Origin of the sequence: Polaromonas glacialis (assembly GCF_000709345.1) — a bacterium.
GTDB classification, from domain to species: Bacteria; Pseudomonadota; Gammaproteobacteria; order Burkholderiales; family Burkholderiaceae_C; genus Polaromonas; species Polaromonas glacialis.
The window spans coordinates 1,988,848-2,014,839 of sequence record NZ_KL448323.1 but is presented as its reverse complement, the minus strand read 5'-3'; the positions used below and the strand labels follow the sequence as shown (position 1 = coordinate 2,014,839).

The window sequence follows — 25,992 nt, the reverse complement described above, 5'->3', positions numbered from 1 at the left end:
TAACCGGTTGGTAACTCAGCGGGACATGACTATCAGTCAAACATTTTAATTCTATTGCAATGCAGCAAATTTATTTACAAAGCTTTGCCGTTTTGGGGCAATGCCGTTAACTGAGCACGTTTTTGTAGTGGTGGGTGTCGGTCCGGTACAAGCCCCGGCGCAGTTCCATCGGGACGTCGTTGTAGGTGTAGGCAATGCGTTCGACGCTCAGGAGCGGCTCGCCCTGCTTCACGTCCAGCAGCCTGGCCGCCACCGCATCGGCTGCAACGGCGCGGATTTTTTCTTCGGCGCGCACCATGTGGACGCCAAACTCTGTTTCGAACAGGGCATACATGGGGCCGCCGTAGGCCGCCAGGCGGCTGGCGGTCAGCCCCTTGAACGGTCCGCCCGGCAGCCAGACGTCTTCGACAATCGTGGGCGTTCCCTGGAATGCCAGCACCCGGCGCAATTGCAGTACGGCGTCGCCGGTCCGCAGGGCCAGGGGGCGGGCGATGTCGGCGGTGGCCTTCAGCCGCTTGCAGTCGACGATCTGCCGTTCCGCCGGACCTTCGCTGCTGATGTCGCCGCTGTCGGGCATCAGCCGAAGGAAGCGGTATTGCACCTGCTGCTCGGCGTGAGTCGCCACGAAGGTTCCCTTGCCCTGGCGACGGATCACCAGGTTTTCGGCGGCAAGTTCGTCAATGGCCTTGCGAACGGTTCCCTGGCTGACGCGAAAGCGCGCGGCAAGGTCCATCTCGCTGGGAATCAGTTCGCCCGGTTTCCATTCAGCCGCCTGAAGGCCCTTGAGGATCAGCACCTTGATCTGCTGGTACAGCGGGCTGAAGGCCGGCGTTTGTCCGGCAGGCGCGGCTGCCTCCTGCTCGCCGGCTGCCAGTGAGGTATCGGGTATCAAAGAGTTGGTATTTGTCATACAGCAGATTTGCGCAGCGGCCTGGGATAATGTTGCGCCGTGCTTGACCCGGACGTGAAATCAGCCTGGATCATATCTTATATAAGACATAAGACAAGTTGACCTGCCGCAATTTTCAAGCGTAAAATCCTGCGCTGGGCATCGCGCGGAGTCTGTTGGTGTTGTTCGAGAAATGCTGCTTTTACAGTCCGGCAAAGCCTGAAATACTGACGCAAACCTTATTTCACATCGTGTTCCAATAATTTTTTAACCTTCCTGGAGTTGTCAATCATGAGCAAAACACCCGTCCGAGTTGCAGTCACTGGCGCCGCTGGTCAAATCGGTTACGCATTGCTGTTTCGCATTGCCTCGGGCGAAATGCTCGGCAAGGACCAGCCGGTCATTTTGCAATTGCTTGAAGTTCCGGTCGAAGGCCCGCAAAAAGCGCTCAAGGGCGTGATGATGGAACTTGACGACTGCGCGTTCCCCTTGCTGGTCGAGATGACCGCTCACAGCGACCCGATGACGGCCTTCAAGGATGCCGACTACGCGCTGTTGGTCGGCTCGCGTCCACGCGGCCCCGGCATGGAGCGTGCCGAATTGCTGGCCGTCAATGGCGCGATTTTCACGGCGCAGGGCAAGGCCCTCGACGCCGTCGCCAGCCGCGACGTCCGCGTGCTGGTGGTCGGCAACCCGGCCAACACCAATGCCTACATCGCCATGAAGAGCGCACCGAGCCTGCCGCGCAAGAACTTCACCGCCATGCTGCGCCTGGACCACAACCGCGCTGCTTCGCAAATCGCTGCCAAGACCGGCAAGGCCGTCGCCGACATTGAAAAGCTCACGGTCTGGGGCAACCACTCGCCCACGATGTACGCCGACTACCGCTTCGCCACCATCAACGGCGAGAGCGTTGCCAGCATGATCAACGACCAGGAATGGAACGCCAATGTGTTCCTGCCCACCGTCGGCAAACGCGGCGCCGCCATCATTGAAGCACGTGGTCTGTCGTCGGCCGCTTCGGCTGCCAATGCCGCCATCGACCACATGCGCGATTGGGCACTGGGCACAAACGGCAAGTGGGTCACGATGGGCATTCCATCGGACGGCCAGTACGGCATTCCTGCCGACACGATGTTCGGCTTCCCCGTGACCTGCGAAAACGGCGAATACAAGCTCGTCGAAGGCCTGGAAATTGATGCGTTCTCGCAAGAGCGCATCAACAAGACTCTGGAAGAACTGCAGGGCGAACAAGCCGGCGTTGCTCACCTTCTGTAATAGCCTGCAGGCGAATCGGGGGACGCGGGCGGCAACTTTTAGATGCTCGCCTGGTTCCCGAGCCACTCGCGACAGATCCCAGGAACGAGCTTATTCAATGAAACATCCGCGCGAAGTTCTCCTCGGCGCCCAGGCCGCAACGGTTTCCTTGCCGGTTTGCGACCATTACAGCGGCGTGGAAGCGCGGATGCGCAAAAGTCTGCAGTTGCAGGCTGAAATGATCCAGGAGTTTGGCGCCTGCGTGTTTGACGTGACACTGGACTGCGAAGACGGCGCGCCCGTCGGCGGCGAAGCCGACCATGCCGCCATGGTCGTGGCGCTCGCCGCATTGGCCAGCGACAGGGCACGCGTTGCCGTTCGCGTGCATGCGGTCGATCACCCGGCATTCGAATCCGACATGGCCGTCATCGCCGGCAAACTGGGGCGCCATCTTTCACACATCATGATTCCCAAGGTCGAGTCCATCGGCGACGTGATCCGGGCCGAGCAGGCGTTGCTGGCCGCATCAGCCGGGGATTTACCCCTTCACGTGCTGATCGAATCGCCGTTTGCCGTTCGCAGCGCCTTTGAAATTGCCGCGCATCCCCGTGTGCAGTCGCTCAGCTTTGGCCTGATGGACTTTGTTTCCAGCCATGGCGGCGCCATTCCCGCCGATGGCATGAGCAGCCAGGGCCAGTTCACCCATCCGCTGGTGGTGCGCGCCAAGCTCGAAATTGCTTCGGCCTGCCATGCCTATGGCAAGGTGCCTTCGCATTGCGTGGTGACCGAGTTCAGCGATGCCGCCGCCATGACGCTCGCCGCGCGGCGTGCGTCGCGTGAGCTGGGCTATACCCGCATGTGGAGCATTCATCCAAATCAGATACGCTCTATCCTGGCGGCTTTTGCACCGAGCGAGGCCGAAATTGAAGATGCTACAACAATAATAGCTGCTGGTGCCCGTGCAGATTGGGCACCGACCAGTTTTGACGGTAAATTGCACGACCGCGCGAGTTATCGCTATTTCTGGCAGGTGCTGGAACGCGCGCACCAGACCGGCCGCACGCTGCCGCCTGATGCCCAAACTTACTTTATGGACGCTCCTGGATGAGCGCCAATCCACCGACGAGGACTTCTATGAAAACCCAACCCATCGCCACCCTTGCAGCCGCGCTGGCTGCCGCTTTCCTGCTGGCTGCCGCGCCCATGGCGCAGGCCGAGACCGCCAAGAAGGCCGACAAGGCAACAGCTGACAAAGCAAAAGCCACCAAGCCGGCCGGCAGCAAGACCGCAGCGGCCAAAGCCGACAAGGCCGACAAGGCCGACAAGCCTGCTGCCAAAAAGAAGGCTGAAAAGCCGGCGGTTTCCGCCAGCCGCACCAACCTCAAGAGCGCCGCCGTCAACGTGGCGGCAGGTATCCAGGCTGCCGAAGCCGCCATGACGCCGGCCGAACTGGCGATTGCCGAGCGGGTTCAGGTCGGCAAGATGCCGTGCGAACTCGGCGCTTCGGTCACGCTGACCGCCGACGCCAAAAATCCCGGCTACTTCGATATGCAGGGCAAGAACTTCAGCTACCGCATGTTCCCGGTCGCCACGTCCACCGGCGCCATTCGCCTGGAGGACCAGAAGGCCGGCGCCGTCTGGCTGCAGCTGGCGAACAAATCGATGCTGATGAGCCAGAAGCATGGCATTCGCCTGGCCGATGAATGCACCAGCCCGGCACAACTCGAAGTCGCCCAGAACCTCAAGTTGAATCCGCCGGTCAGCATCCTTGAAGCGCTGCCCCCAGCGGCTGTCAAGTAAATCCCGTTTTTTTCAGCCCACCATTCCCATAACTTGAATCAGAGGAGTAGCGATGTCATCCGGATTTTTGCAAACTTACCGCAGCCATGTTGCTGAACGTGCCATTCTGGGCATTCCACCGCTGCCTCTGTCCGCCCAGCAGACCGGCGAGGTGATTGAACTGCTGAAGAATCCGCCCGAGGGCGAAGAAGCCTTCCTGCTCGACCTGATCACCCACCGCGTTCCTGCCGGCGTCGATGCTGCCGCCAAGGTCAAGGCCAGCTACCTGGCTGCCGTGGCCCACGGCAGCGAACAATGCAGCCTGATCTCGCGTGAAAAAGCCACGCAGCTGCTGGGCACCATGCTGGGCGGCTACAACATCAGCCCGATGATTGCATTGCTCGATGACGCTGAAGTCAGCGTGGCCACGCAGGCGGCCAGCGGCCTGAAGAACACCTTGCTGATGTTCGACCAGTTCCATGACGTGCAGGAAAAAGCCGAAAAAGGCAACCAATACGCCAAGGCCGTGCTGCAAAGCTGGGCCGATGCCGAATGGTTCACCAGCCGCCCCGAAGTGCCGGAGTCGATCCAGCTGACCGTGTTCAAGGTGGCCGGCGAGATCAACACCGATGACCTGTCGCCCGCGCCCGATGCCTGGAGCCGCCCCGACATTCCGCTGCATGCGCTGGCGATGCACAAGAATGCGCGCCCTGGTGTGACGCCGGAAGAAGACGGCAAGCGCGGCCCGGTGAAGTTCATCGAGGAACTCAAGGCCAAGGGCAACCTGGTGGCGTATGTCGGCGACGTGGTCGGAACCGGCTCCTCGCGCAAGTCCGCCACCAACTCGGTGCTGTGGTTCACTGGCGAAGACATTCCCTTCGTGCCGAACAAGCGCTTTGGCGGCGTCTGCCTGGGCAGCAAGATCGCCCCGATCTTCTACAACACCATGGAAGACTCGGGCGCGCTGCCGATCGAGCTTGACGTGTCGCAAATGAACATGGGCGACGTGATCGAACTGCGCCCCTACGAAGGCAAGGCGCTGAAAGGCGGCGAAGTGATCGCCGAGTTCAAGCTCAAGAGCGATGTGCTGTTCGATGAAGTGCGCGCCGGCGGCCGCATTCCGCTGATCGTCGGCCGTGGCCTGACCGCCAAGGCGCGCTTTGCGCTGGGCCTGCCGGTCTCGACGCTGTTTCGCCTGCCGCAAAACCCCGAAGCGACCGAGCGTGGCTTCACGCTGGCGCAAAAGATGGTCGGTCGCGCGGTCGGCCTGCCGGAAGGCCAGGGCGTTCGTCCCGGCACGTATTGCGAACCCAAGATGACCTCGGTCGGCTCGCAGGACACCACCGGCCCGATGACCCGCGACGAGCTGAAAGACCTGGCCTGCCTGGGCTTTTCCGCAGATCTGGTGATGCAGTCGTTCTGCCACACCGCCGCCTACCCCAAGCCGGTCGATGTGAAGATGCACCACGAGTTGCCTGATTTCATGAGCGACCGGGGCGGCATTCCGCTGCGTCCGGGCGACGGCATCATCCACAGCTGGCTCAACCGCATGCTGCTGCCCGACACCGTCGGCACCGGCGGCGACAGCCACACGCGTTTCCCCATCGGCATCAGCTTTCCGGCCGGCTCCGGCCTGGTGGCTTTTGGCGCGGCCACCGGCGTGATGCCGCTGGACATGCCCGAAAGCGTTCTGGTCCGCTTCAAGGGAGAACTGCAACCCGGCATCACCCTACGTGATCTGGTCAACGCGATTCCGCTGTACGCCATCAAGGCCGGCTTGCTGACCGTGGCCAAGCAGGGCAAGGTCAACATTTTCTCGGGCCGCATCCTGGAAATCGAAGGCTTGCCGGACCTGAAGGTCGAGCAGGCGTTTGAATTGAGCGATGCGTCGGCCGAGCGCTCTGCCGGCGGCTGCACGGTGCACCTGAACAAGGAGCCGATCATCGAGTACATCACCAGCAACATCACGATGCTCAAGTGGATGATTGCCACCGGTTACTCGGACGTGCGCACCATCAAGCGCCGCATTGCCGCGATGGAAAAATGGCTGGCCGACCCGCAGCTGCTCAAGGGCGATTCCGACGCCGAATACGCCGCCGTCATCGAGATTGACCTGGCCGACATCCACGAGCCCATTGTGGCCTGCCCGAACGATCCGGACGATGTGAAAACCCTGAGCGATGTCGCAGGAAGCGTCATCGACGAGGTGTTTATCGGCAGCTGCATGACCAACATTGGCCATTTCCGCGCCGCATCCAAGCTGCTCGAAGGCAAGCGCGACATTCCGGTCAAGCTCTGGATGGCGCCTCCCACCAAGATGGATGCCAAGCAGCTGAGCGAGGAAGGCCACTACGGCGTGCTCGGTTCCGCCGGCGCGCGCATGGAAATGCCGGGCTGCAGCCTGTGCATGGGCAACCAGGCGCAGGTGAAGGAGGGCGCCACCGTGTTTTCGACCTCGACGCGCAACTTCCCGAACCGCCTGGGCAAGAACTCCAACGTGTACCTGGGTTCCGCCGAACTGGCCGCGATCTGCTCCAAGCTGGGCCGGATTCCGACCAAGGCCGAATACATGGCCGACATGCAGGTGCTGACCGCTGCCAGCGACAAGGTGTACCAGTACCTGAACTTCGACCAGGTCAAGGATTACACCGACATGGCCGACACGGTCAAGGACGCGCTTCCAGCCTGATCCGATTACCCGGAAAGCCGGCTTGACAGCCGGCCGTGGCCATTAAAAAAGCCCCGCTGTTTCCAGCGGGGCTTTTTTGTGGGCCTTGCCGGCCGTTCCGGGCAAACCCCGGAATTACATCCGCAATTCCTTGTGCTCGCCCATCTTTTCAGGCGGCTTGCCGGTGACGGCTGCGGTCAGCATCTTGGCCACCTGGACCATCTTGCTTTCCTTCACGTCCCAGTACTCGGCGTGGCTGATGAGGACTTCCAGAAGCGCGACATCCGGGTCGGTCGGGCCGCCCGGAAACCAGGCCTTGGCCATCGGCGTCCACAGCGCTTCCTTCTTGCCCATGTCCTCGACGATCAGCGCCTTGCCCGACACCGAGACATAGCTGTCATCGCCGGTATCGGCATAGGCCACATTCACGTTGTCATCCTCAATGATGTGCCTGGCAACTTCGCTGCTGCGCGAGACAAAGAAGTAAAGCTTGTTTCCTTCATCCATGTTCTTGTTCTGGGTCGTCAGCGGCTGGCTGTGCATCATGCCGTTGGCATGGCGATGGGTGAACATGCCGAACTTGATGTCCTTGATCAGGTCCCAAAGTTTTTTGTGCTCGGTTGCCGTGGTGCTTTGCGTGTTGCTCATGAAGTCTCCGTGAGGTGAGTGAATTGTTAATTCACTTTAGGCCGGAGTATGCAAAACACGAATCAGCCGCTGGCTTGCCTGGCTGTCGGTACTTGCCGACAGCCAGGCTGAACTTTTAGTCAAAACAGGCTTTTGCGCACGTCCCATGTGCATCTGCTGCTATTAAAAAAATTGCAGCCTAAACACAGGCTGGCGGCGCCAGTTCGCTGACGGGGTCGATCAGGCGGGCCAGCAGCGCCCCATGGGCTGGCGCTTCCAGCGGAATCCACACCCGCATCGGGCTGCCCGACGCCACGGTGATGGTGTCGCCGTCCGCATTTTTCATGTGCGTGACTGGCACAAGACGGTTGCCGTCCGGGTGGATCACTTCGAGCGTGTCGCCGACCTGGAAGCGGTTTTTCGTCTCCACCTCGGCCCACCCGTCGTGCACCGATTTGACCTCGCCGGCAAACTGGCTGCGGCGCATCTCGGAACTGCCGGTGTCGTAGTTCTGCGTGTCCTGCGCCGGTCTGCGCTCCAGAAAGCCGCTGGTGTAGCCGCGATTGGCCAGACCTTCGAGTTCGGTGATCAAGGCCGGGTTGAACGGCCTTCCGGCGACGGCGTCGTCAATCGCGCGGCGGTATACCTGCGCGGTGCGCGAGACGTAATAGCCGCTCTTGGTCCGGCCCTCGATCTTCAAAGAATCGACGCCGATGCTCACCAGCCGGGCCACATGCTCGACGGCGCGCAGGTCCTTGCTGTTCATGATGTAGGTGCCATGCTCGTCTTCCATGATGGGCATCAGCTGGCCGGGCCGCTCTTTTTCTTCGAGCAGATAGACGCCATCGGCCAGCGGGTGGCGCGCGCCGCCGCCGCAGGCTGAAAACGACTGCTCGGCGTCTTGCTGCGCCTCGGCGAAATTGAAGTCGCCCTCCAGCTTGAGCGCCAGCACCTCGCCCGAATCGGTCTGGTCGGTGCCTGCGCTCGGCGTGTAGTTCCAGCGGCAGGCGTTGGTGCAGGTGCCCTGGTTGGAGTCGCGCCGGTTGAAATAGCCCGACAGCAGGCAGCGGCCCGAATACGCCATGCACAGCGCGCCATGCACGAACACTTCGAGTTCGATGTCGGGGCATTCCTGGCGGATTTTCTCGATCTCGTCCAGGCTCAGCTCGCGCGACAGGATGATGCGCGCCACGCCGACCTTCTGCCAGAACTTCACCGCCGCCCAGTTCATGGTGTTGGCCTGCACCGACAGGTGAATCGCCATGTCCGGCCATCGTTCGCGCACCATCATGATCAGGCCGGGGTCGGCCATGATCAGCGCGTCGGGCTGCATCGCAATGACCGGTTCGATGTCGCGCAGGTAGGTGCGCACCTTGTCGTTGTGCGGCAGCAGGTTGCTGGTGACAAAAAACTTCTTGCCGCGGGCATTCGCTTCCTGAATGCCTGTCTGGATTTGTTCCAGACGAAACTCATTGTTGCGCGCCCGCAGCGAGTAGCGCGGCTGGCCGGCGTACACCGCATCGGCGCCAAAGTCGTAGGCCGCGCGCATCTTGTCGAGCGAGCCGGCGGGCAGGAGTAATTCGGGAGTCTTGAACGTCATCGGTCAATTGTCGAGGCCGCTGGCTGAAAAGCGCTTGCGCTGCATCAGGTCGTTGTGCTTTGCTGTTCCTGATTGGCTCGCTGCCTGCCAGAATGCGGGTTGATGATTCACCCCAAAGGAGACTGCCATGGCCGATACGCCCACACAAGCTCACGCTGATTCCAGCACTTCCATTACTTCCAGCGCACCGCACGCCTTTGCCTCCACCCTCCAGACCTTCCGGACGGCTTCCGGCAAGGCCGGAAAGTTCTACTCCCTGCCGGCGCTGGCTGAACAGTTTCCCATGGTCAAGCGCCTGCCGGTGTCGGTGCGCATCGTGCTGGAATCGGTGCTGCGCAATTGCGACGGCAAGAAGGTCACGGCCGAGCATGTCGAGCAACTCGCCAACTGGGCGCCGCAGGCCGAGCGCAGCGCCGAGATTCCGTTTGTCGTGTCGCGCGTGGTGCTGCAGGACTTCACCGGCGTTCCGCTGCTGGCCGACCTGGCCGCCATGCGCAGCGTCGCCGTCAAGCTGGGCAAGGACCCGAAGGCCATCGAGCCTTTGGTACCGGTTGACCTGGTCGTGGACCATTCGATCATGGTCGATTATTTCGGCACCAAGGACGCGCTGGACCTGAACATGAAGCTCGAATTCCAGCGCAACCGCGAGCGCTACGAGTTCATGAAATGGGGCATGCAGGCCTTTGACACCTTCGGCGTCGTGCCGCCGGGCTTTGGCATCGTGCACCAGGTCAACCTCGAATTCCTGGCGCGCGGCGTGCATAAAAGCAGCGACGACGTCTATTACCCCGACACACTGGTGGGCACCGACAGCCACACCACCATGATCAACGGCATCGGCGTGGTCGGCTGGGGCGTGGGCGGCATCGAGGCCGAAGCCGCCATGCTCGGCCAGCCGGTGTACTTCCTGACGCCCGACGTGGTCGGCATGGAGCTGACCGGCTGTCTGCGCGAAGGCGTGACCGCCACCGACCTGGTGCTGCGCGTGACCGAAACCTTGCGCCGCGAAAAGGTCGTCGGCAAGTTTGTCGAATTCTTTGGCGAAGGCACGCGCAGCCTGGCCTTGCCCGATCGCGCCACCATCGGCAACATGGCGCCCGAATACGGCGCCACCATGGGTTTTTTCCCGGTCGATGAAAAAACCATTGACTACTTCCGGGGCACCGGCCGCCTTGATTCGGAAATCGAAGCCTTCGAGGCCTACTTCCGGGCGCAAGGCCTGTTCGGCGTGGCCGCCGCCGGCGAGATTGACTATTCGCAGGTGGTCAGGCTGAACCTTGATGAGGTCACGCCCAGCCTGGCCGGCCCGAAACGGCCGCAGGACCGGATCGAACTGGGCCAGGTTGCCAGCCAGTTCTGCTCGCTCTTCAGCAAGTCAAATGCCGACAACGGCTTCAACCAGCCGGCAGGCCTGCTCAACACCCGCCACCTGGTGCGGCACAGCGACGAAGGTCGGCCCGACGCCTTGCCCGCCGCGCCGCCCATCCCGGCGGGCGCCGAGCGCTCGGTGGTCGAAATGGAGGCGAACCGGCCGACGCTGGCCATGGCGCATGAGCAAGGCGGTGAAGCCGCCAGTGCCAGCGTTCCGGCTGCGAATGCTGCGCAGGGCGGGCTGACCGTCGGCAACGGCGACGTGCTGATCGCCGCCATCACCAGCTGCACCAACACCTCCAACCCCAGCGTACTGCTGGCCGCCGGACTGCTGGCCAAAAAGGCGGTGGAGGCCGGCCTGCGCGTGCAGCCGCACATCAAGACCTCGCTGGCGCCGGGTTCGCGCATCGTCACCGAGTACCTGACCGAATCGGGCCTGATGCCCTACCTGCAGCAGCTCGGCTTTGACCTGGTCGGCTATGGCTGCACCACCTGCATCGGCAACTCGGGCGACCTGACGCCTGAACTCAACGACGCGATCAACCAGAGCGACCTGGTCTGCGCCGCCGTGCTGTCGGGCAACCGCAACTTCGAGGCGCGTATCCATCCGAACATCAAGGCCAACTTCCTCGCCAGCCCGCCGCTGGTCGTCGCCTATGCGCTGGCCGGCAGCGTGATGCGCGACCTGACGACCGAGCCGCTTGGCAAGGGCACGGGCGGCAAGGATGTTTACTTGCGCGACATCTGGCCGAGCAGCGATGAAATCCATGCGCTGATGAAGTTCGCGATGAACGGCGAGGCCTTCCGCGCCAATTACGCCAAAGTCAAGACGGAACCGGGTGATCTTTGGGAAAACATCCACGGCGTGACCGGCAACAGCTACAACTGGCCGGCCAGCACCTACATTGCCGAGCCGCCGTTCTTCAGCGATTTTGCTATGAAAATGAAAGCGCCTGATGCAGGCGGGTCCGGCGAAAATGGCCAAAACAATGCGTTTTCAGTGACGGGCGCGCGCATCATGGCGCTGTTTGGCGACTCGATCACCACCGACCACATTTCGCCGGCCGGCTCGATCAAGGGCAGTTCGCCCGCCGGCCTGTGGCTGCAGGCACACGGCGTGCAGAAGGCCGACTTCAACAGCTATGGTTCGCGCCGGGGCAACCACGACGTGATGATGCGCGGCACCTTCGCCAATGTCCGCATCAAGAACCTGATGATCCCGGCCGACGCGCAAGGCTCGCGGGAAGAGGGAGGGGTGACGCTGTTCCAGCCCGGCGGTGAAAAGATGTTCATCTACGACGCCGCCATGAAGTACATGGAAGAAGGCACGCCGACGGTGATTTTCGCCGGCGAGGAATATGGCACCGGCTCGTCGCGCGACTGGGCGGCCAAGGGCACGCAGCTGCTGGGCATCAAGGCCGTGGTGGCGCGCAGTTTCGAGCGCATCCACCGCAGCAACCTGGTCGGCATGGGCGTGCTGCCGCTGCAGTTCCTGCCGGGCGAGTCATGGCAGACGCTCAAGCTCACCGGCTCGGAGGTGGTCGATGTGATTCCCCATCCCGAACTCAAGCCGCAGAGCGAGGCCAAACTGGTCATCACCCGGGCCGATGGCACACGCCAGGAAGTCACGGTGATCCTGCGCGTCGATACGCCGATCGAGGTGGACTACTACCGCAACGGCGGCATCCTGCCGTATGTGCTGCGCCAGCTGCTCGCGGCATGAGGACCGGCGCTGAACCTTTGCGCAGCCTTGGCGCTGGTGCTGAAACCGTCACCTTTGCAGCGTGCCGCGCATGACGCGCCAGGCCTTGATTGCCGGCGGCGGCATCGGCGGGCTGGCGGCGGCGCTGGCGGCTTCACGGGCCGGCTGGGATGTGCGGCTGTACGAGCGGGCGAGTGCCTTCAGCGAAGTCGGCGCGGGCGTCCAGCTCGGGCCGAACGTGGTCAGGCTGCTGCACGGCTGGGGATTGCAGGGCGCATTGGGACGGGTGGCGGCCTTTCCCGACCGTCTGGTGGTGCGTGACGCCGTGTCGGGCCATGAACTGGGCGCGTTGCCGCTGGGCTCACGGGCGCTGGAAAAATACGGCGCGCCTTACCTGACGCTTCACCGCGCCGACCTGCATGCGCTGCTGCTCCAGGCCGTGCAGGCGCGGGACCACGTGTGGCTCACTCTGAACAGTCCCGTGGCCGGGTATGCCGACAACGGGCGCGAAGTCACCCTGCGCACGCAGCCTGCAGCGGCGGCCACCCTGGGCCTTGATCCGGCGCAAGCAGAGCCCCTGCTGGAAATCGAGGGCGATGCGCTGATTGGCGCCGACGGGCTTTGGAGCCGCGTGCGCCAGCTGATGCTCGGCGATGCGCCGCCGCGCGTCACCGGCCACCTGGCCTACCGGGCCCTGCTGCCGCAAACCAGCCTGCCGGCGCGGCTGCGCAGCCAGCAGGTCTCGGTCTGGCTGGGCCCCCGGCTGCATGTGGTGCATTACCCGGTGCGCGGCGGCGAATGGCTCAATGTGGTGGCCATCGTGCAGGGCCAGGTGGCCGGCGACCTGCAGGACTGGGACCACCATGCCAATGGGGCCGAACTGCAGCAGGCCATGGGCGGGACGTCCCGGCTGCTGCGCGACCTGGTGCAGGCCGTGACCGACGGCGGCAACCGGGGCGGTCCCAGCTGGCGCCTGTGGCCGCTGAGCGACCGACCGCCCATGACCGGTGCCGCACAGCAGGCCCGGGGCCGTGTGGCCCTGCTGGGCGATGCAGCGCATCCGATGCGACCCTACCTGGCGCAGGGCGCCGGCATGGCCATCGAGGATGCGGCTGCGCTGGGCACTGCGCTGGCCCAGGCGCTGGACCCGGCGCTGGACGTGCAGCTGATGCTGCAGCGCTATGCCCTGAACCGCTGGCAGCGCAATGCCCGGGTGCAGGCCCGCTCGATCCGCAACGGACAGATCTTTCACGCCCGGGGACCGCTGCGCTGGGCGCGCGATGCGTCGATGAAGGTGTTGGGAGACAAGCTGCTTGACATGCCCTGGTTGTATGGATCGGTGCCTCGTGGGGTTTAGTTTGCTATCGAAAATGTAGCTGCCTGCGCACGTGTGCATTGCGCAAAAGCCATAAATCATCGATATTTTCATATGAATCGCAAGTAGCCGACACAAATCCGGTTTTCAGGCGAGCGCCCTCAAATTTTCACCACGCGATCTGAAGCGGCGATACCCTGCACAGCCGTAGTGTCAGTGATGCCGTGACGATTGGCATGTTCTATGTGCCCGCATCTTCTGCCCGCCTGGTTTCAGATTGGGAGGGGAAATGTCGCGCCTGGACCCGCGGCCCCGGACTGCCGGATGTGCTGGCCGACAGCAGCGTTGCCCTGATAGCCAGTCGGGGCACCAATGTCCACCACGACGGCGGGGCCTATGGCGCAGCCGCATTTTTGGGCTGCTTGGCATGTGATGACTTTGGCAGCTATGCTGTCTTTGACAGGGGCTACCCGCAGGGGCCGGCGCGACGCGCTGCGATCGCCTGCCTGATCTTGTCCTCGACTTCCTCGCTGTGGTAAGGCTTGGTGACGAAGGCAGCACCCGCCAGATGCGCCGGCAGCATTGTCTTGATGTCGTAGCCCGTACTGAAGACGAAAGGAACGCCGCGCTCTGCCAGAACGCGCGCCACTTCCCACGACATTTCACCGTTGATGTTGACGTCCAGCAGGGCAGCATCGAAAACGCCGCTCCTTGCCAGTAGCAGCGCATCGGCCAGGCGCGTGGCCGGGCCGACGGTCTGCCATCCCAGGTCTTTAAAAAGCTCTTCAAGCAAGGTGACGACGAGGAACGAGTCTTCCACTACCAGGATACGGTAGGACTTCTTATCGCTGTCATGCTGGGGTGCCGACAACGACCGGGACGTTGAAGCAGACGGCAGGCTGTTGCGACCGAGCACCGAGGAACTGGGCAGAAACACATCGCACACGACACCGCCCGGCAAGTAGCGCAGCGTGGCGCGGCCTTCGGTCTCCATGGCCAGGGCACGTTCGATCAGGGTCGAGCCGAAACCGCGCCGCGTGGGTGGTCGCACGGGCGGGCCGCCGGCTTCGGCCCAGGACAGGCTGACACTGCTGTCGCCGGCCAGTGTCCAGCGCACGGCCACGCTGCCCCCAGGGGCAGAGAAGGCACCGTACTTGGCGGCGTTGGTCACCAGCTCGTGGATGGCCAGGGAGAGCGAGAGTGCCGACTTGGGCGTCAACACCAGATCCGTGCCTTCGATCGTGAAGGCGTGGTCGCGCCGGCCGAAAGGCGCGAGCTCTTCGCTCAAAAGACGGCTGATGGACACCCCCTCCCAGCGGCTTTCCGACAGCAGGCTGTGCGCCTTGGCCATGGACTGGATGCGGCCGTCCAGGCCTTCGACAAAGCCTGTCAGCGTGTCCGCGCTGCGGCTGGTCTGCACCACCAGTGCCTGGATGTTGGCCAGCGTGTTCTTGACGCGGTGGTCCAGCTCGGCCATCAGCAGGCGGTCGCGCTCGCCCGCCTTCTTGCGCTCAAACGCGGCTTCGTTGATGCGGCGCAGCACCACATGCAGCAACGACAGCCTCAGGTCGAAGGCTGCCTGGGTGTCGGCCAATGCCCAGGGTATGCTGCGGCCAACGATGGTTTCGCGCCAGACCTCGAAGGACTTGCGCGGCGTCAGCCGGTCGCCAAACGGTCCCGAAACCACCTCCTTGCCAGCATGCCCTGCCCAGTTGAAGCGGGAGACGATTTCTGGCCGGAACCACATGATGTAGTCCGACAGGTCGGGTGACACTGAAATGACCAGCAGGCCAGAGGCCGCGGTGGCAAAGGCCCGCGCCGGTGCCCAGACTTCACCCAGCCTGTCGGTGTCGTAGATGCCTGTGGACTGCGGCTTCTGCGAGTCCAGCCAGCCCACCAGCTGCTCGATCTGCGCCTTGTTTGGCGTATTGCCCAAAAAAGTGAGGTGGCCTTTGACACAGACGGCCACACCGCCCTGGCTGTAGCCGCCCGCGCCACTGACGCCGTCGCCGATGTAGTCCAGCAGGTTGGGCGACTCCTGCGTCAGGCCGGCCGCGTAGTCATCAGCGCCGGCGAGGTTGAGCATCAGGTTTTGCAGGACCGTGCGGCTGGCCAGTCGCAACTCGAACAGCTCGGCCTTCTCGCGCACTTCGAGCTGCATGGAAAACATCGCGCCGAAGAGCTCGCACACCGCGCGCAGGTGGCGTGCAAGCCGTCGCGGGCTGTAATGGTGGCAGGCGATCAGGCCCCACAGCTTGCCCTGGTGGATGATGGAAATCGACATCGACGCGTCGATGCCCATGTTGCGCAGATACTCTCGGTGGATGGGCGAGACATCACGCAGGATGGCGTGGCTCATGTCCAGCGGCAGGCCTGTGCGCGGGTGAAGCGCCGGCGTCAGAGGCGCGGGGTCGTAGTTGACCTCGGTGATGAGCCGCAGCCAGTTCTTCAGGTACAGCGCGCGCGCTTGCTGCGGGATGTCAGCCGCCGGGTAGTGCAGGTCGAGAAAAGGCGCCAGATGCGGCTCGCAACTTTCGGCAATCACCCAGCCCGAGCCGTCCTGCATGAATTGATACACCAGCACACGGTCATAAACGGCCACCTGACGCACCCGCTCGGCCGCCAGCTGGCACAACGCCTTCAGCGAAGGTGCGGCTTCAAAGCCCGAGACCATGTCCTGCACGGCGGCCAGCGGGTCAGCGGCAAAGCGGTCGCCGATGTCGGCGGCCTCGAACTCCAGCACCAGGGTGTTGCCGCAGCGGTGCAGGCTGGCGTCCAGCGGCCTGTCGGTTTGTACACGCAGCGCTGGGTCCAGCAGATGGCGCGGTGTGCTCAAAGCCTGATCCTCGTTCAAGCGGCGTATGAACGCTGTTTGGGCCGGGCTCAGAACCGTGTCGACCGTGTTGCCCAGCAAGTCGTGAAGCGTCGTGCCCAGCAAGCCAGGCACATCGCCGGCGGCTTGCAGCACTTCCAGCGTTTCGCTGTCCAGAACCAGCAGCACGCCATGCGGCAGGATGGCGCCGGGGATGTGTATGGGCTCACGGTCGCAGTTGGTAATGTCGGGGGTGGCGGGGGTGTCGTTGCGGGTTGGGCTGGGCAAGGTGTTGGGGTCAAACATGGAGGCCTTTTAGTGTGCGCTGCCGCCGGGCGGTGGCGCGGCGGGCAGCAGGCGCTGGATGTGCGACATCTCGACGGTATAACACGCGCAAGCCCGTGCCCTTCAGCTCCCCCGGGTCAGGAAAAAAAAGGTGGCGGCGACGCTAGCGCATGTCGCCGCCGTCCCGCAGCTTGCTGGCAGCATGGCTGATGCGGTCATGGCGCATGCCCAGCAGGCCGGACACCGACTCTTGCATCATCACCAGCTCGGCTGGCGGCAGGCGGTCGGCGCTGGACAGCAGCCAGCGGCCAAGCTGGGTATCCACGGTGTAAAGGGGGTGGCAGACCGCCGTTTGGCCGATCTTCAAGATCACCGCGTGCGTGTTGCGCAGCCACCCGGAGCGGGCAACGCCATGAGCCAGCGGCTCGCGTGCCAACCGGTAAACATGGCCACCGCTCTTCACCACGGCCGATCTGGGGTAGCGCCAACGCCCAGGAGCAACGTGATACCGCCCATCCCCTCACGCCCCATGGCCGCTGTTTCGGCCAGCGCGCCCGAGTTGGCCACGTCGTGCAGCAAGACCAGGCTTGGCGTGAATTCAGCTCCAGTGCCGTCGCAACCGGCGAAGCGGCACAGGAGGTGAAACCTTCGCCGTGTGCGGTATTGAGGAGATGATGACCCGCTGCTGGACTTCGCGCATCCGGACCACGTCGCTGCACAGGTTGTTGCTGCGGCGCTTTATGGCACCGTGCCGCGAATACTGGGCAGACCACGCGACAGCGTCAGCGCACGCACCATCGAGCAGGCCATGCGTGCGCTCAACGGCAAGCGGTTTCGTACGCTGCTCGCCCGCAACATCTGCTTGCTCAGGTTGCTGATTCGCATTGCGAAGTTTTTGCCTTGCATCGGGCCGACAGTTCCAATGGGCTCAGGCAGATCATCGGCAGGCCCATGGACCGTTTCGAACTCGCTGTTAATAAAATAGCGAAATAAGCAGTCAATACATAGGCTAGAGCCTAATTTCATTCACAAATCCGTCCGCAGTTTCCAGATTTCCGGAAACAGTACCACGTCCAGCATCTTGCGCAGATAGCTCACGCCGCCGGTTCCGCCGGTGCCGCGCTTGAAGCCGATGACGCGCTCGACTGTGGTGACGTGGCGAAAGCGCCAGAGCCGGAAGGCGTCTTCCAGGTCGGTCAGTTCTTCGCCCAACTGGTACAGGTCCCAGTACTGCTTCGGGTCGCGGTACACGGCGAGCCAGGCGGCTTCGACGGCATCGTTTTCGACATAGCCCTGGGTCCAGTCGCGGTCGGTGTGGCTGGCGGGGACCGGCAGGCCGCGCCGGGCCAGCAGGCGCAGCGCTTCGTCGTACAGCGACGGGGCAACATAGGCGGCCTGCACCATGGCCAGCAGGTCGGGCCGGTGGGCGTGGGGCTGGAGCATGGCGGCGTTCTTGTTGCCCAGGGCGAATTCGATGCAGCGGTATTGCGCGCTCTGGAATCCGCTGGAGTTGGCCAGATAGGGCCGGATGGCACTGTATTCCGGCGGCGTCATGGTGGCCAGCACGTCCCAGGCGTGGACCAGCTGCTCCATGATCTTGCTGACCCGTGCCAGCTTCTTGAAGGCGCCGTCGAGCTGGTCCTGCGCGACATTGGCGATGGCGGCGTGCAGCTCGTGCAGCATCAGCTTCATCCACAGCTCGCTGGTCTGGTGCTGGACGATGAACAGCAGCTCGTCATGCGCGGGCGACAGCGGCTGCTGCGCGCCCAGGATGGCGTCCAGGTGCAGGTAGTCGCCGTAGCTCATGGACCGGCTGAAGTCGAGCTGCGCTTTCTCATTGCGCACGATGTCGGCGGGTTTGAAGGCATCGTTCATGTCAGGTCACCGCCTGTTTCTGGCTGAATTGGGCTTGCTGCCATTCGCCGCTGTCGAGCACCTGTTTGAGGTGTTCCACCGCCTGCCAGACGTCCTCAAAGCCGATGTACAGCGGCGTGAAGCCAAAGCGCAGGATGTCCAGGTGCGTGCCGCCGTCGCCCGCGCGGAAGTCGCCGATCACGCCCCGCGCAATCAGCGCCTGCACGATGGCGTAGGCGCCTTCGCTGCGCGTCAGGCAGACCTGCGAGCCGCGTTTTTCATGCGCTCGCGGCGTCGCCAGCCCGAGGCCGTGGCCGGCGCAGCGCGCTTCGACCAGCTCGATGAACAAATCCGTCAGCGCCAGCGACTTGGCGCGCAGGGCCGCCATGCCGCCCATCGGTTCGGCAGCCAGTACGGTGTCCAGCCCGCATTCGAGCGCCGTCATGCCCAATACCGGCTGCGTGCCGCACAAAAAACGGCCAATGCCGGGAGCCGGGCGGTAATCCGGCGAGAACTCGAACGGCGCGGCATGGCCCCACCAGCCGGCCAGCGGCTGCCAGAAGCGGCTGGCGTGCTTCGGGTGCGCCCAGACAAAGGCCGGCGCGCCGGGGCCGCCGTTCAGGTATTTGTAGCCGCAACCGACGGCGAAGTCGGCCTGCGCACCGTTCAGGTCCACCGGTACGGCGCCGGCGCTGTGCGCCAGGTCCCAGACGGTGAGGATGCCGGCGTCATGCGCGGCTTGTGTCACCGCATCCATGTCGTGCATCGCGCCGGTGCGGTAGTTGATCTGCGTCAGCATCAGCACGGCGACATCGGCCGTCAGCGCTTCTGCAATCTCCCCGGGTTCGACCAGCAGCAAGCGCAGGCCGCGCTCCTTGCACAGCGCCTCGGCGATGTAGAGGTCAGTGGGGAAGTTGCTGCGCTCGCTGACCAGCACTGTGCGGCCGGGCGCATCCTCCCGGGCGATGTTGAGCGCCGCGCTCAACGCCTTGTAGAGGTTGACCGAGGTGCTGTCGGTGGCGACTACCTCGCCTGGCGCGGCGCCTACCAGTCTGGCAATCCTGTCGCCCAGCCGCTGCGGCGCGTCGAACCAGCCGGCGCTGTTCCACGATCGGATCAGGCCCTGGCCCCATTCCTCGTTCACCGCCTTGGCCACGCGGGCGGCGGTGGCGACGGGAAGCACGCCAAGCGAATTGCCGTCAAGGTAGATCACGCCTTCGGGCAGCGTGAACTGTTCGCGCAGGGCGCGCAGCGGGTCTTGCGCGTCGAGCGCGCGGCAGTCTTGCAGGGTGGTTGTCATGTCAGAAAGGTTTTCAAAGGTTCAGGGGAGTTCGCGCAGGATGGCGCGCACCGGCGAGGCGTCGACGCGCATCAGCTTGAGCGGCAGCGCGATGAGTTCGTAGTCGCCTTCGGGCACGTCGTTGAGCACCAGGTTTTCCAGCACCCGCAGGCCGTGTCGCAACAACAGATGGTGGCAGGGCAGGTCCTGGCTGTTGGCCGCATCGACACTGGGCGTGTCGATGCCGACCAGTACTATGTTTTTAGTAGCTAGAAGCGCAAGCGTGCCGGGCGAAATGGCACTAAATGATGCCCAGGACTGGCTCGCAACACGGGCCGTGCGCAGCAGCACGCGGGCGGGCAGCAGGTCCAGCGCGTGGGCGATGTGCGCCGGTTCCACCAGCGGGCCGCCGTCGAGGCAATGGATGACGCGGCACGGCCCGAGGTAGGGCAGCAGATCGACCGCGCCAATTGCCGGCTCGCCGCTGGCGTAGTGCAGCGGCGCATCGGCATGCGCGCCGGTATGCGGCGACAGCGTGATGCGGTTGACGTTGACCGGGCAATCGGGCGAAAGCGAAAAATGCAGCTGTTGCGAATACGCGGTGTCGCCGGGGAACACCTCGGAATGCTCGTCCACCGCAGGCGAGATGTCCCAGATTTTCAGGGGCCGGTCGCGCCCGGGCAGGGCGGCTAAAGCGGGGGCTGGATCAGTCATGGCGCAAAGGTAGCACCGCCGAAAAAACCATGGTGTCGGTAATTTCCAACAAGGCCTGAAATAGTTGAAGCTTGAAGTAATCGTCGCAGCTTGCGCCTGGCGATGCGCAAGCGGGAGCGGTGCGCCTGGGGCAGAATCGCGGCCTGTGCGGCAAAACCGCTGCCCTGCTTTTTTATTGACCTACCCAGACAAAGGTTCCCCCCATGATTTCAAACGACAAAGTGGCTCTCGTGACCGGCGCCGGCACGGGCATCGGCAAGGCGGTGGCGCTGGCGCTGCTGAACGCGGGCTACCGCGTGGTGCTGGCTGGCCGCCGCATCGAGCCGCTCATGGAGGCTGCCGCCGCGTCGGGCAGCGACCGCGCATTGCCGGTGGCCACCGATGTCAGCCGGCCCGAGTCGGTCGATGCGTTGTTCGCCACCATCAGGGAAAAGTTCGGCCGCCTCGATGTGCTGTTCAACAATGCCGGCGTCAATTCGCCACGCGCCAGCTTTGAAGACCTGACTTACGACCAGTGGCAAAACGTCGTGAACATCAACCTGACCGGTTCATTCCTGTGCGCGCAGGGCGCCTTCCGGCTGATGAGGGACCAACTGCCGCAGGGCGGCCGCATTATCAACAACGGCTCGATCTCGGCCCACGCGCCGCGCCCCAATTCGGCGCCCTACACGGCAACCAAACATGCCATCACCGGCCTGACCAAGACGATTTCGCTCGACGGCCGAAAGTACAACATCGCCTGCGGCCAGATCGACATCGGCAATGCGCTGACCGAACTGTCGGCGCGCATGGCGACGGGCGTGCCGCAGGCCAACGGCGAGATCGCCATCGAGCCGATGATGGATGCGAAGGAAGTGGCCGATGCGGTGGTTCACATGGCGGCGCTGCCGCTGTCCACCAACATCCCCTTCATGACCATCATGGCCACAAAAATGCCTTTCGTCGGGCGCGGCTGAAGCCGGCTTGCGCGCTTTTGTCCTGGTGCGCAAAAGCACTGCAAAACGATGACCTGGATCAAATGATTCAAAGGCCCTGAACCGTCAACGAGGCTTTTGTGGACTCTATAATGAGAATCATTTTCATTTAAGGCGGCAGGCATTCAATGACGCAGTCCCATGACATTGGCGGCAAGGCAACTATCGGACTTCACGAGTTGCCGCAACGGCTTTCAGGCTGGGTGGTCGGGCTGATGCCCGCTGGCGACGCCGAAGAACGCGAAGTGCTGCTGCGGCTGCTGGAAATCGGCTTTTTGCCCGGCGAGCCGGTGCGGGTGATGGCGCGGGGTTTTCCCGGCAACGATCCGCTGGCGGTGCGCGTGGGGCACACGACGTTTGCCCTGCGCAGCCGCGAGGCTGCGCTGATCCGCGTCAGCCTTTCGCAAGCCTGCCCGGCATGACGGCCGCCGCCATTCCCGTGGCCGGGCCGCTGCGCGTGGCGCTGCTGGGCAATCCCAACTGCGGCAAGACTGCGCTGTTCAACCTGCTGACCGGCAGCCGCCAGAAGGTCGCCAACTATGCCGGTGTGACCGTCGAGCGCAAGGAAGGCCAGGTGCTGACCGCCTCGGGCCAGCGCGTGATGGTGCTGGACCTGCCCGGCGCCTACAGCCTGAACGCGCTGAGCGCCGACGAGGCCGTGACGCGCGACATCGTCATCGGCCGGCGCCCCGGCGAGCCTTTGCCCGACCGGCTGGTCTGCGTGGCCGATGCGACCAACCTGCAGCTCAACCTGCGCCTGGTGTTGGAGGCGCGGGCGCTGGGCCTGCCGATGGTGCTGGCGCTGAACATGAGCGATGCCGCCCGGCGCGCCGGCATCGTGATCGACCGCGAAGCGCTGTCGCGCGAGCTGGGCATGCCGGTGCTGGAAACCGTCGGCGTTCGCCACGATGGCGCGCGCGAGTTGCTGCATTTCCTGGACGACTGGCCTGCACCCGGCACCAACGCCGCCAGCGCCGCCGCCTGGCAGGCGCCGACCTTCGAGCAGGTCATGGACACCCAGCTTGAAGTGCGCCGCATCATGCGGCTGGCGGTTCAGGCGCCGCCCGACAGCCTGCATTCGGACGACCTGATCGACCGGGTGGTGCTGCATCCGCTGTGGGGCATGATTTTGCTGGCCGTCATCTTGTTCCTGATGTTCCAGGCGGTGTTCAGCTGGGCCACGCTGCCGATGGAGGCAATCAAGTCGGCCGTCGAGTGGCTCTCAAGCCTGCTGCGCAGCCACATGCCCGAAGGCGTGCTGCAAAGCCTGCTGGCCGACGGCATCCTGGCGGGCGCGGGCGGCGTGCTGGTGTTTTTGCCGCAAATCCTGATCCTGTTCCTGTTCATCCTGGCGCTGGAGGATTCGGGCTATCTGCCACGCGCGGCCTTTCTGCTCGACCGGATGATGGGCAGCGTCGGCCTGTCGGGCCGCTCCTTCATTCCGCTGCTGTCGAGCTTTGCCTGCGCGATTCCGGGCGTCATGGCAACGCGCACCATCACCCACTGGCGCGACCGGCTGGTGACCATCATGATCGCGCCGCTCATGACCTGCTCGGCACGGCTGCCGGTGTATGCGCTCCTGATCGGCGCCTTCATTCCCGAACGCACGGTGGCCGGCATCTTCAACCTGCAGGGGCTGGTGATGTTCGCGCTCTACGCCGGCGGCATTGTCAGCGCCATGGCGGTGGCGGCGGTGTTCAAGCTCTGGCGCGGCCATGCGCGGCCCACGCCGCTGATCATGGAACTGCCCGCCTACCGCGTGCCCAGCCTGCGCCAGCTGGCGATGGGCCTGCATGAGCGGGCGGTGATTTTCCTCAAGCGCGTCGGCGGCATCATCCTGGCGCTGACGGTCATCTTGTGGTTTTTGTCCACCTTTCCGGCGCCGCCCGAGGGCGCTGTCGGCCCGGCCATCGAGTACAGCCTGGCCGGCCGGCTGGGGCATGCGCTGCAGGTGGTTTTTGCGCCCATCGGCTTTAACTGGCAGATCGCGATTGCGCTGGTGCCGGGCCTGGCGGCGCGCGAAGTGGCGGTCGGCGCGCTGGGAACGGTGTATGCGCTGTCGGCCACCGGCGCGGACGTGGCCTCGGCCCTCGGGCCGGTGATTGCGCAAAGCTGGTCAATGGCGACGGCGCTGTCGCTGCTGGTCTGGTACGTGTTTGCGCCGCAGTGCATTTCCACGCTGGTCACGGTTCGGCGCGAGACCAACAGCTGGCGCTACGCTTTTTTCATGGCCGGCTACATGTTCGCGCTGGCCTATGGGGCGAGCTGGATCACCTACCGGCTGGCCTTGGTATGGGGAGGCGCCTGAACATGCTGCAGCAATGGATTGCCGGGATCATGGTGGCGTTTGCCGCTCTTTATGCGCTGTGGTACTGGATGCCCGCCGGGCTGCGCCGCCGGCTCGGACGGGTGCAGAAAAAGCTCGGTGAAAAACCGGCTTGCGGCGCCTGCAGCAGTTGCGGCGGCTGCGCGACGGCTGGAAAAGCGCCTGTGGCGGATGGCGCTGAAGGGCAGCGCCAGCCGCTGTGGATGCAGCCCCGGCGCTAGCGAAGTCAAGCTGGCGGTCAACCACGGCTTAGAAAGCGGCGGAAAGGTTTTGCTACAGGATTAATAGCTGCTTGCGCATGCTGCACCTGCGCAAACGGCCTGTTTGATGCTGAAAAGTTGTTGGCTGGTCAAAGCCAATGCGCTCTGGCCAGCGGCAATGCGTTTACAGGCGGCCCAGCAGCAGGAACTCCATCAGCGCCTTTTGCACATGCATCCGGTTCTCGGCCTCGTCCCAGACGACGGATTGCGGACCGTCGATCACCTCGGCCTCGACTTCCTCGCCCCGGTGCGCCGGCAGGCAGTGCATGAACAGTGCATCGGGTTTGGCCACGCGCATCATCTCGCTGTCCACGCACCAGTCGGCAAAGGCCTTCTTGCGCGCTTCGTTCTCGGCCTCGTAGCCCATGCTGGTCCAGACGTCGGTGGTCACCAGGTCGGCACCAAGGCAGGCCTGCATGGGATCCTTGAAGACCTGGTAGCTTTCGGTCGAGCGGATGCCGGCAATCGACTGGTCCACCTCGTAGCCGCCGGGCGTGCTCAGATGGACCTTGAAGCCCAGGATTTCGCTGGCCTGCAGCCAGGTGTTGGCCATGTTGTTGCCGTCGCCGACCCAGGCCACGGTCTTGCCCTTGATGGAGCCACGATGCTCGATGTAGGTGAAGATGTCGGCCAGGATCTGGCAGGGGTGGAATTCGTTGGTCAGGCCGTTGATGACCGGCACCCGCGAATGCTCGGCAAAGCGGTTGATCTTGGTCTGCTCGAAGGTGCGGATCATCACCAGGTCGACCATGCGGCTGATCACCTTGGCGCTGTCCTCGATCGGCTCGGCGCGGCCCAACTGGCTGCCTTCGGTGGTCAGGTTCACCACCGTGCCGCCCAACTGATACATGCCGGCCTCGAAGCTGACCCGGGTGCGGGTCGAGGCTTTCTCGAAAATCATCACCAGCGTGCGGTCGATCAGCGGCTGGTGGCGCTCATAGGCCTTGAATTTTTTCTTGATCAGCGCGGCGCGCTCGAACAGGTAGGCGTAGTCATCGGCGCTCAGGTCGCTGAACTGCAGGTAATGCTTGAGCGAGGTGGGGGGGCTGGACATGCTCATGGTTCACGCGCCTTCCTGCAGCAGTTGCTTGATTAGCGGCGCCAGGATCGCCACGACTTCATCGGCCTCGGCCATGGTCATGATGAGCGAAGGCACCATGCGGATCACGGTGTCAGCCGTCACGCTGATCAGGAGGCCATTTTCGGCGGCGCGGCCGACCAGCGCGCCACAGGGCCTGGCCAGTTCAATGCCCAGCATCAGGCCGCGACCGCGAATTTCCTTGAAGCCCGGCAGGCCGCCGAGTTCCCGGGTCAGCGCGGTGCGTAGATGGTCGCCCACCATGACCGCGTTGGCCAGCAAGCCTTCTTCTTCCATGATGCGGATGGTTTCCACGCCGGCCCGCATCGCCAGCGGATTGCCGCCAAAGGTCGTGCCGTGGTTGCCCGGCGCAAAGATGTGCGCGGCCCGGGGGCCGGCGACCACTGCGCCGATGGGCACGCCCGAGCCGAGGCCCTTGGCCAGCGGCATGACATCGGGCTTGATGCCGGCCCACTGGTGCGCAAACCATTTTCCGGTGCGTCCCATGCCGCATTGGACTTCGTCGATCATCAAAAGCCAGTCGCGTTCGTCGCACAACGCGCGCACCTGTTGCAGGTAGTCGCTGTCCATCGGGTAAACGCCGCCTTCGCCCTGGATGGCTTCAAAAAACACCGCCACCACGTTCGGGTTGCCTTCGGTGGCCGCCTTCAGTTCGCCGATGTTGTTGATCGGCACGCGAATGAAGCCTTCGACCAGCGGGCCAAAACCGGCCTGCACCTTGGGGTTGCCGGTGGCGCTCAGGGTGGCGATGCTGCGGCCATGGAAGGCTTTTTCATACACCACGATTTCGGGGCGCTCGATGCCCTTGTCGTGGCCGAACTTGCGCGCCAGCTTGAGCGCTGCTTCATTCGCTTCCAGCCCGGTCGAGCAGAAAAACACGTTTTCAAGTCCCGACAACTCGACCAGCTTGGCCGCCAGCGTTTCCTGCAGCGGCACATGGTAGTAGTTCGAGCTGTGGATGATCTTGCCCACCTGGTCGCGCAGCGCGGCCACCAGTTGGGGATGGTTGTGGCCGACCGTGTTGACCGCAATGCCGCCCAGTGCATCCAGGTAGGACTTGCCGTTGACATCCCAGACACGGCAGCCCTGGCCATGCGAGAGGGCGATCGGCAGGCGGCCGTAGGTGTTCATCACATGCGGGGAGGCGGCTTCGATGTGATCGGGGAGGGCAGCGGTCATGG

General features: G+C 63.8%; 22 protein-coding genes. 10 read left to right on the top strand and 12 right to left on the bottom strand.

Going from position 1 to position 25,992, the window contains the following annotated elements; genetic code table 11:
• Window positions 1-106: 106 nt before the first annotated feature.
• Window positions 107-910 carry a GntR family transcriptional regulator gene (locus EC86_RS0110010; protein ID WP_029525504.1) on the bottom strand — a complete coding sequence of 268 codons (804 nt, stop codon included), beginning with the start codon at window positions 908-910 and terminating at the stop codon, window positions 107-109.
• A 270-nt stretch (window positions 911-1,180) separates the two neighbouring features.
• Here EC86_RS0110010 and EC86_RS0110005 point away from each other — a divergent pair, with 270 nt between their 5' ends.
• From EC86_RS0110005 to acnB, 4 genes are all read left to right on the top strand, one after another.
• The gene (locus EC86_RS0110005) at window positions 1,181-2,167 is read left to right on the top strand and encodes a malate dehydrogenase (protein ID WP_029525503.1); all 987 of its coding nucleotides are present in this window, start codon (window positions 1,181-1,183) and stop codon (window positions 2,165-2,167) included.
• A gap of 97 nt (window positions 2,168-2,264) precedes the next feature.
• A complete protein-coding gene (locus tag EC86_RS0110000; RefSeq protein WP_029525502.1) occupies window positions 2,265-3,254 on the top strand; it encodes an HpcH/HpaI aldolase/citrate lyase family protein in 990 nt (329 codons plus the stop codon).
• A gap of 26 nt (window positions 3,255-3,280) precedes the next feature.
• A complete protein-coding gene (locus tag EC86_RS0109995) occupies window positions 3,281-3,946 on the top strand; it encodes a hypothetical protein (RefSeq protein ID WP_036772066.1) in 666 nt (221 codons plus the stop codon).
• Between the two features lie 52 nt (window positions 3,947-3,998).
• On the top strand, window positions 3,999-6,614 hold the full coding sequence (acnB, locus tag EC86_RS0109990) for a bifunctional aconitate hydratase 2/2-methylisocitrate dehydratase (RefSeq protein ID WP_029525500.1): 2,616 nt from the start codon (window positions 3,999-4,001) through the stop codon (window positions 6,612-6,614).
• Between the two features lie 114 nt (window positions 6,615-6,728).
• Here acnB and EC86_RS0109985 read toward each other — a convergent pair whose 3' ends face one another.
• From EC86_RS0109985 to EC86_RS30385, 3 genes are all read right to left on the bottom strand, one after another.
• Window positions 6,729-7,241: a pyridoxamine 5'-phosphate oxidase family protein gene (locus EC86_RS0109985; protein WP_029525499.1), complete on the bottom strand. Its 513-nt coding sequence runs from the start codon at window positions 7,239-7,241 to the stop codon at window positions 6,729-6,731.
• A 178-nt stretch (window positions 7,242-7,419) separates the two neighbouring features.
• On the bottom strand, window positions 7,420-8,820 hold the full coding sequence (gene trhP / locus EC86_RS0109980; RefSeq protein ID WP_029525498.1) for a prephenate-dependent tRNA uridine(34) hydroxylase TrhP: 1,401 nt from the start codon (window positions 8,818-8,820) through the stop codon (window positions 7,420-7,422).
• Between the two features lie 3 nt (window positions 8,821-8,823).
• The gene (locus EC86_RS30385) at window positions 8,824-8,949 is read right to left on the bottom strand and encodes a hypothetical protein (RefSeq protein WP_269635700.1); all 126 of its coding nucleotides are present in this window, start codon (window positions 8,947-8,949) and stop codon (window positions 8,824-8,826) included.
• On the opposite strand from EC86_RS30385, the gene EC86_RS0109970 reads away from it, so the two are divergent.
• Both EC86_RS0109970 and EC86_RS0109965 read left to right on the top strand, forming a co-directional pair.
• Window positions 8,948-11,914: an aconitate hydratase gene (locus EC86_RS0109970; protein ID WP_051675824.1), complete on the top strand. Its 2,967-nt coding sequence runs from the start codon at window positions 8,948-8,950 to the stop codon at window positions 11,912-11,914. The genes EC86_RS30385 and EC86_RS0109970 overlap by 2 nt on opposite strands.
• Before the next feature lie 70 nt (window positions 11,915-11,984).
• On the top strand, window positions 11,985-13,250 hold the full coding sequence (locus EC86_RS0109965; protein ID WP_029525496.1) for an FAD-dependent monooxygenase: 1,266 nt from the start codon (window positions 11,985-11,987) through the stop codon (window positions 13,248-13,250).
• Window positions 13,251-13,674: 424 nt separating this feature from the next.
• Here the strand turns inward: EC86_RS0109965 and EC86_RS0109960 are convergent, their stop codons facing one another.
• The 6 genes from EC86_RS0109960 to kynB form a co-directional block, all read right to left on the bottom strand.
• Window positions 13,675-16,326, bottom strand: a complete 2,652-nt coding sequence (locus EC86_RS0109960) for an HWE histidine kinase domain-containing protein (RefSeq protein WP_051675822.1) — start codon at window positions 16,324-16,326, stop codon at window positions 13,675-13,677.
• 142 nt (window positions 16,327-16,468) lie between these two features.
• On the bottom strand, window positions 16,469-16,771 hold the full coding sequence (locus EC86_RS26060; protein WP_051675819.1) for a hypothetical protein: 303 nt from the start codon (window positions 16,769-16,771) through the stop codon (window positions 16,469-16,471).
• Window positions 16,772-17,043: 272 nt separating this feature from the next.
• The gene (locus EC86_RS28760; protein ID WP_156955285.1) at window positions 17,044-17,331 is read right to left on the bottom strand and encodes a hypothetical protein; all 288 of its coding nucleotides are present in this window, start codon (window positions 17,329-17,331) and stop codon (window positions 17,044-17,046) included.
• Window positions 17,332-18,180: a tryptophan 2,3-dioxygenase gene (kynA, locus tag EC86_RS0109945; protein WP_029525494.1), complete on the bottom strand. Its 849-nt coding sequence runs from the start codon at window positions 18,178-18,180 to the stop codon at window positions 17,332-17,334.
• A 1-nt stretch (window position 18,181) separates the two neighbouring features.
• Complete coding sequence (gene kynU / locus EC86_RS0109940; RefSeq protein WP_029525493.1) at window positions 18,182-19,459, bottom strand: kynureninase; 1,278 nt, start codon at window positions 19,457-19,459, stop codon at window positions 18,182-18,184.
• 21 nt (window positions 19,460-19,480) lie between these two features.
• The gene (kynB, locus tag EC86_RS0109935) at window positions 19,481-20,152 is read right to left on the bottom strand and encodes an arylformamidase (RefSeq protein ID WP_051675814.1); all 672 of its coding nucleotides are present in this window, start codon (window positions 20,150-20,152) and stop codon (window positions 19,481-19,483) included.
• Window positions 20,153-20,355: 203 nt separating this feature from the next.
• On the opposite strand from kynB, the gene EC86_RS0109930 reads away from it, so the two are divergent.
• From EC86_RS0109930 to EC86_RS0109915, 4 genes are all read left to right on the top strand, one after another.
• Window positions 20,356-21,108 (top strand): SDR family oxidoreductase, encoded by a 753-nt coding sequence (locus EC86_RS0109930; RefSeq protein WP_029525491.1) that lies wholly within the window; start codon window positions 20,356-20,358, stop codon window positions 21,106-21,108.
• Between the two features lie 146 nt (window positions 21,109-21,254).
• Complete coding sequence (locus EC86_RS0109925; RefSeq protein WP_029525490.1) at window positions 21,255-21,548, top strand: FeoA family protein; 294 nt, start codon at window positions 21,255-21,257, stop codon at window positions 21,546-21,548.
• Window positions 21,545-23,434: a ferrous iron transporter B gene (gene feoB, locus EC86_RS0109920; RefSeq protein ID WP_029525489.1), complete on the top strand. Its 1,890-nt coding sequence runs from the start codon at window positions 21,545-21,547 to the stop codon at window positions 23,432-23,434. Before EC86_RS0109925 ends, feoB begins: the two co-directional genes overlap by 4 nt.
• A gap of 2 nt (window positions 23,435-23,436) precedes the next feature.
• The gene (locus EC86_RS0109915; RefSeq protein ID WP_036772061.1) at window positions 23,437-23,673 is read left to right on the top strand and encodes a hypothetical protein; all 237 of its coding nucleotides are present in this window, start codon (window positions 23,437-23,439) and stop codon (window positions 23,671-23,673) included.
• A 163-nt stretch (window positions 23,674-23,836) separates the two neighbouring features.
• Here the strand turns inward: EC86_RS0109915 and argF are convergent, their stop codons facing one another.
• Entirely contained in the window at window positions 23,837-24,766 is a 930-nt protein-coding gene (argF, locus tag EC86_RS0109910) for an ornithine carbamoyltransferase (protein WP_408633918.1), read from the bottom strand.
• A gap of 9 nt (window positions 24,767-24,775) precedes the next feature.
• Window positions 24,776-25,990: an aspartate aminotransferase family protein gene (locus EC86_RS0109905; RefSeq protein WP_029525486.1), complete on the bottom strand. Its 1,215-nt coding sequence runs from the start codon at window positions 25,988-25,990 to the stop codon at window positions 24,776-24,778.
• Window positions 25,991-25,992: the final 2 nt, after the last annotated feature.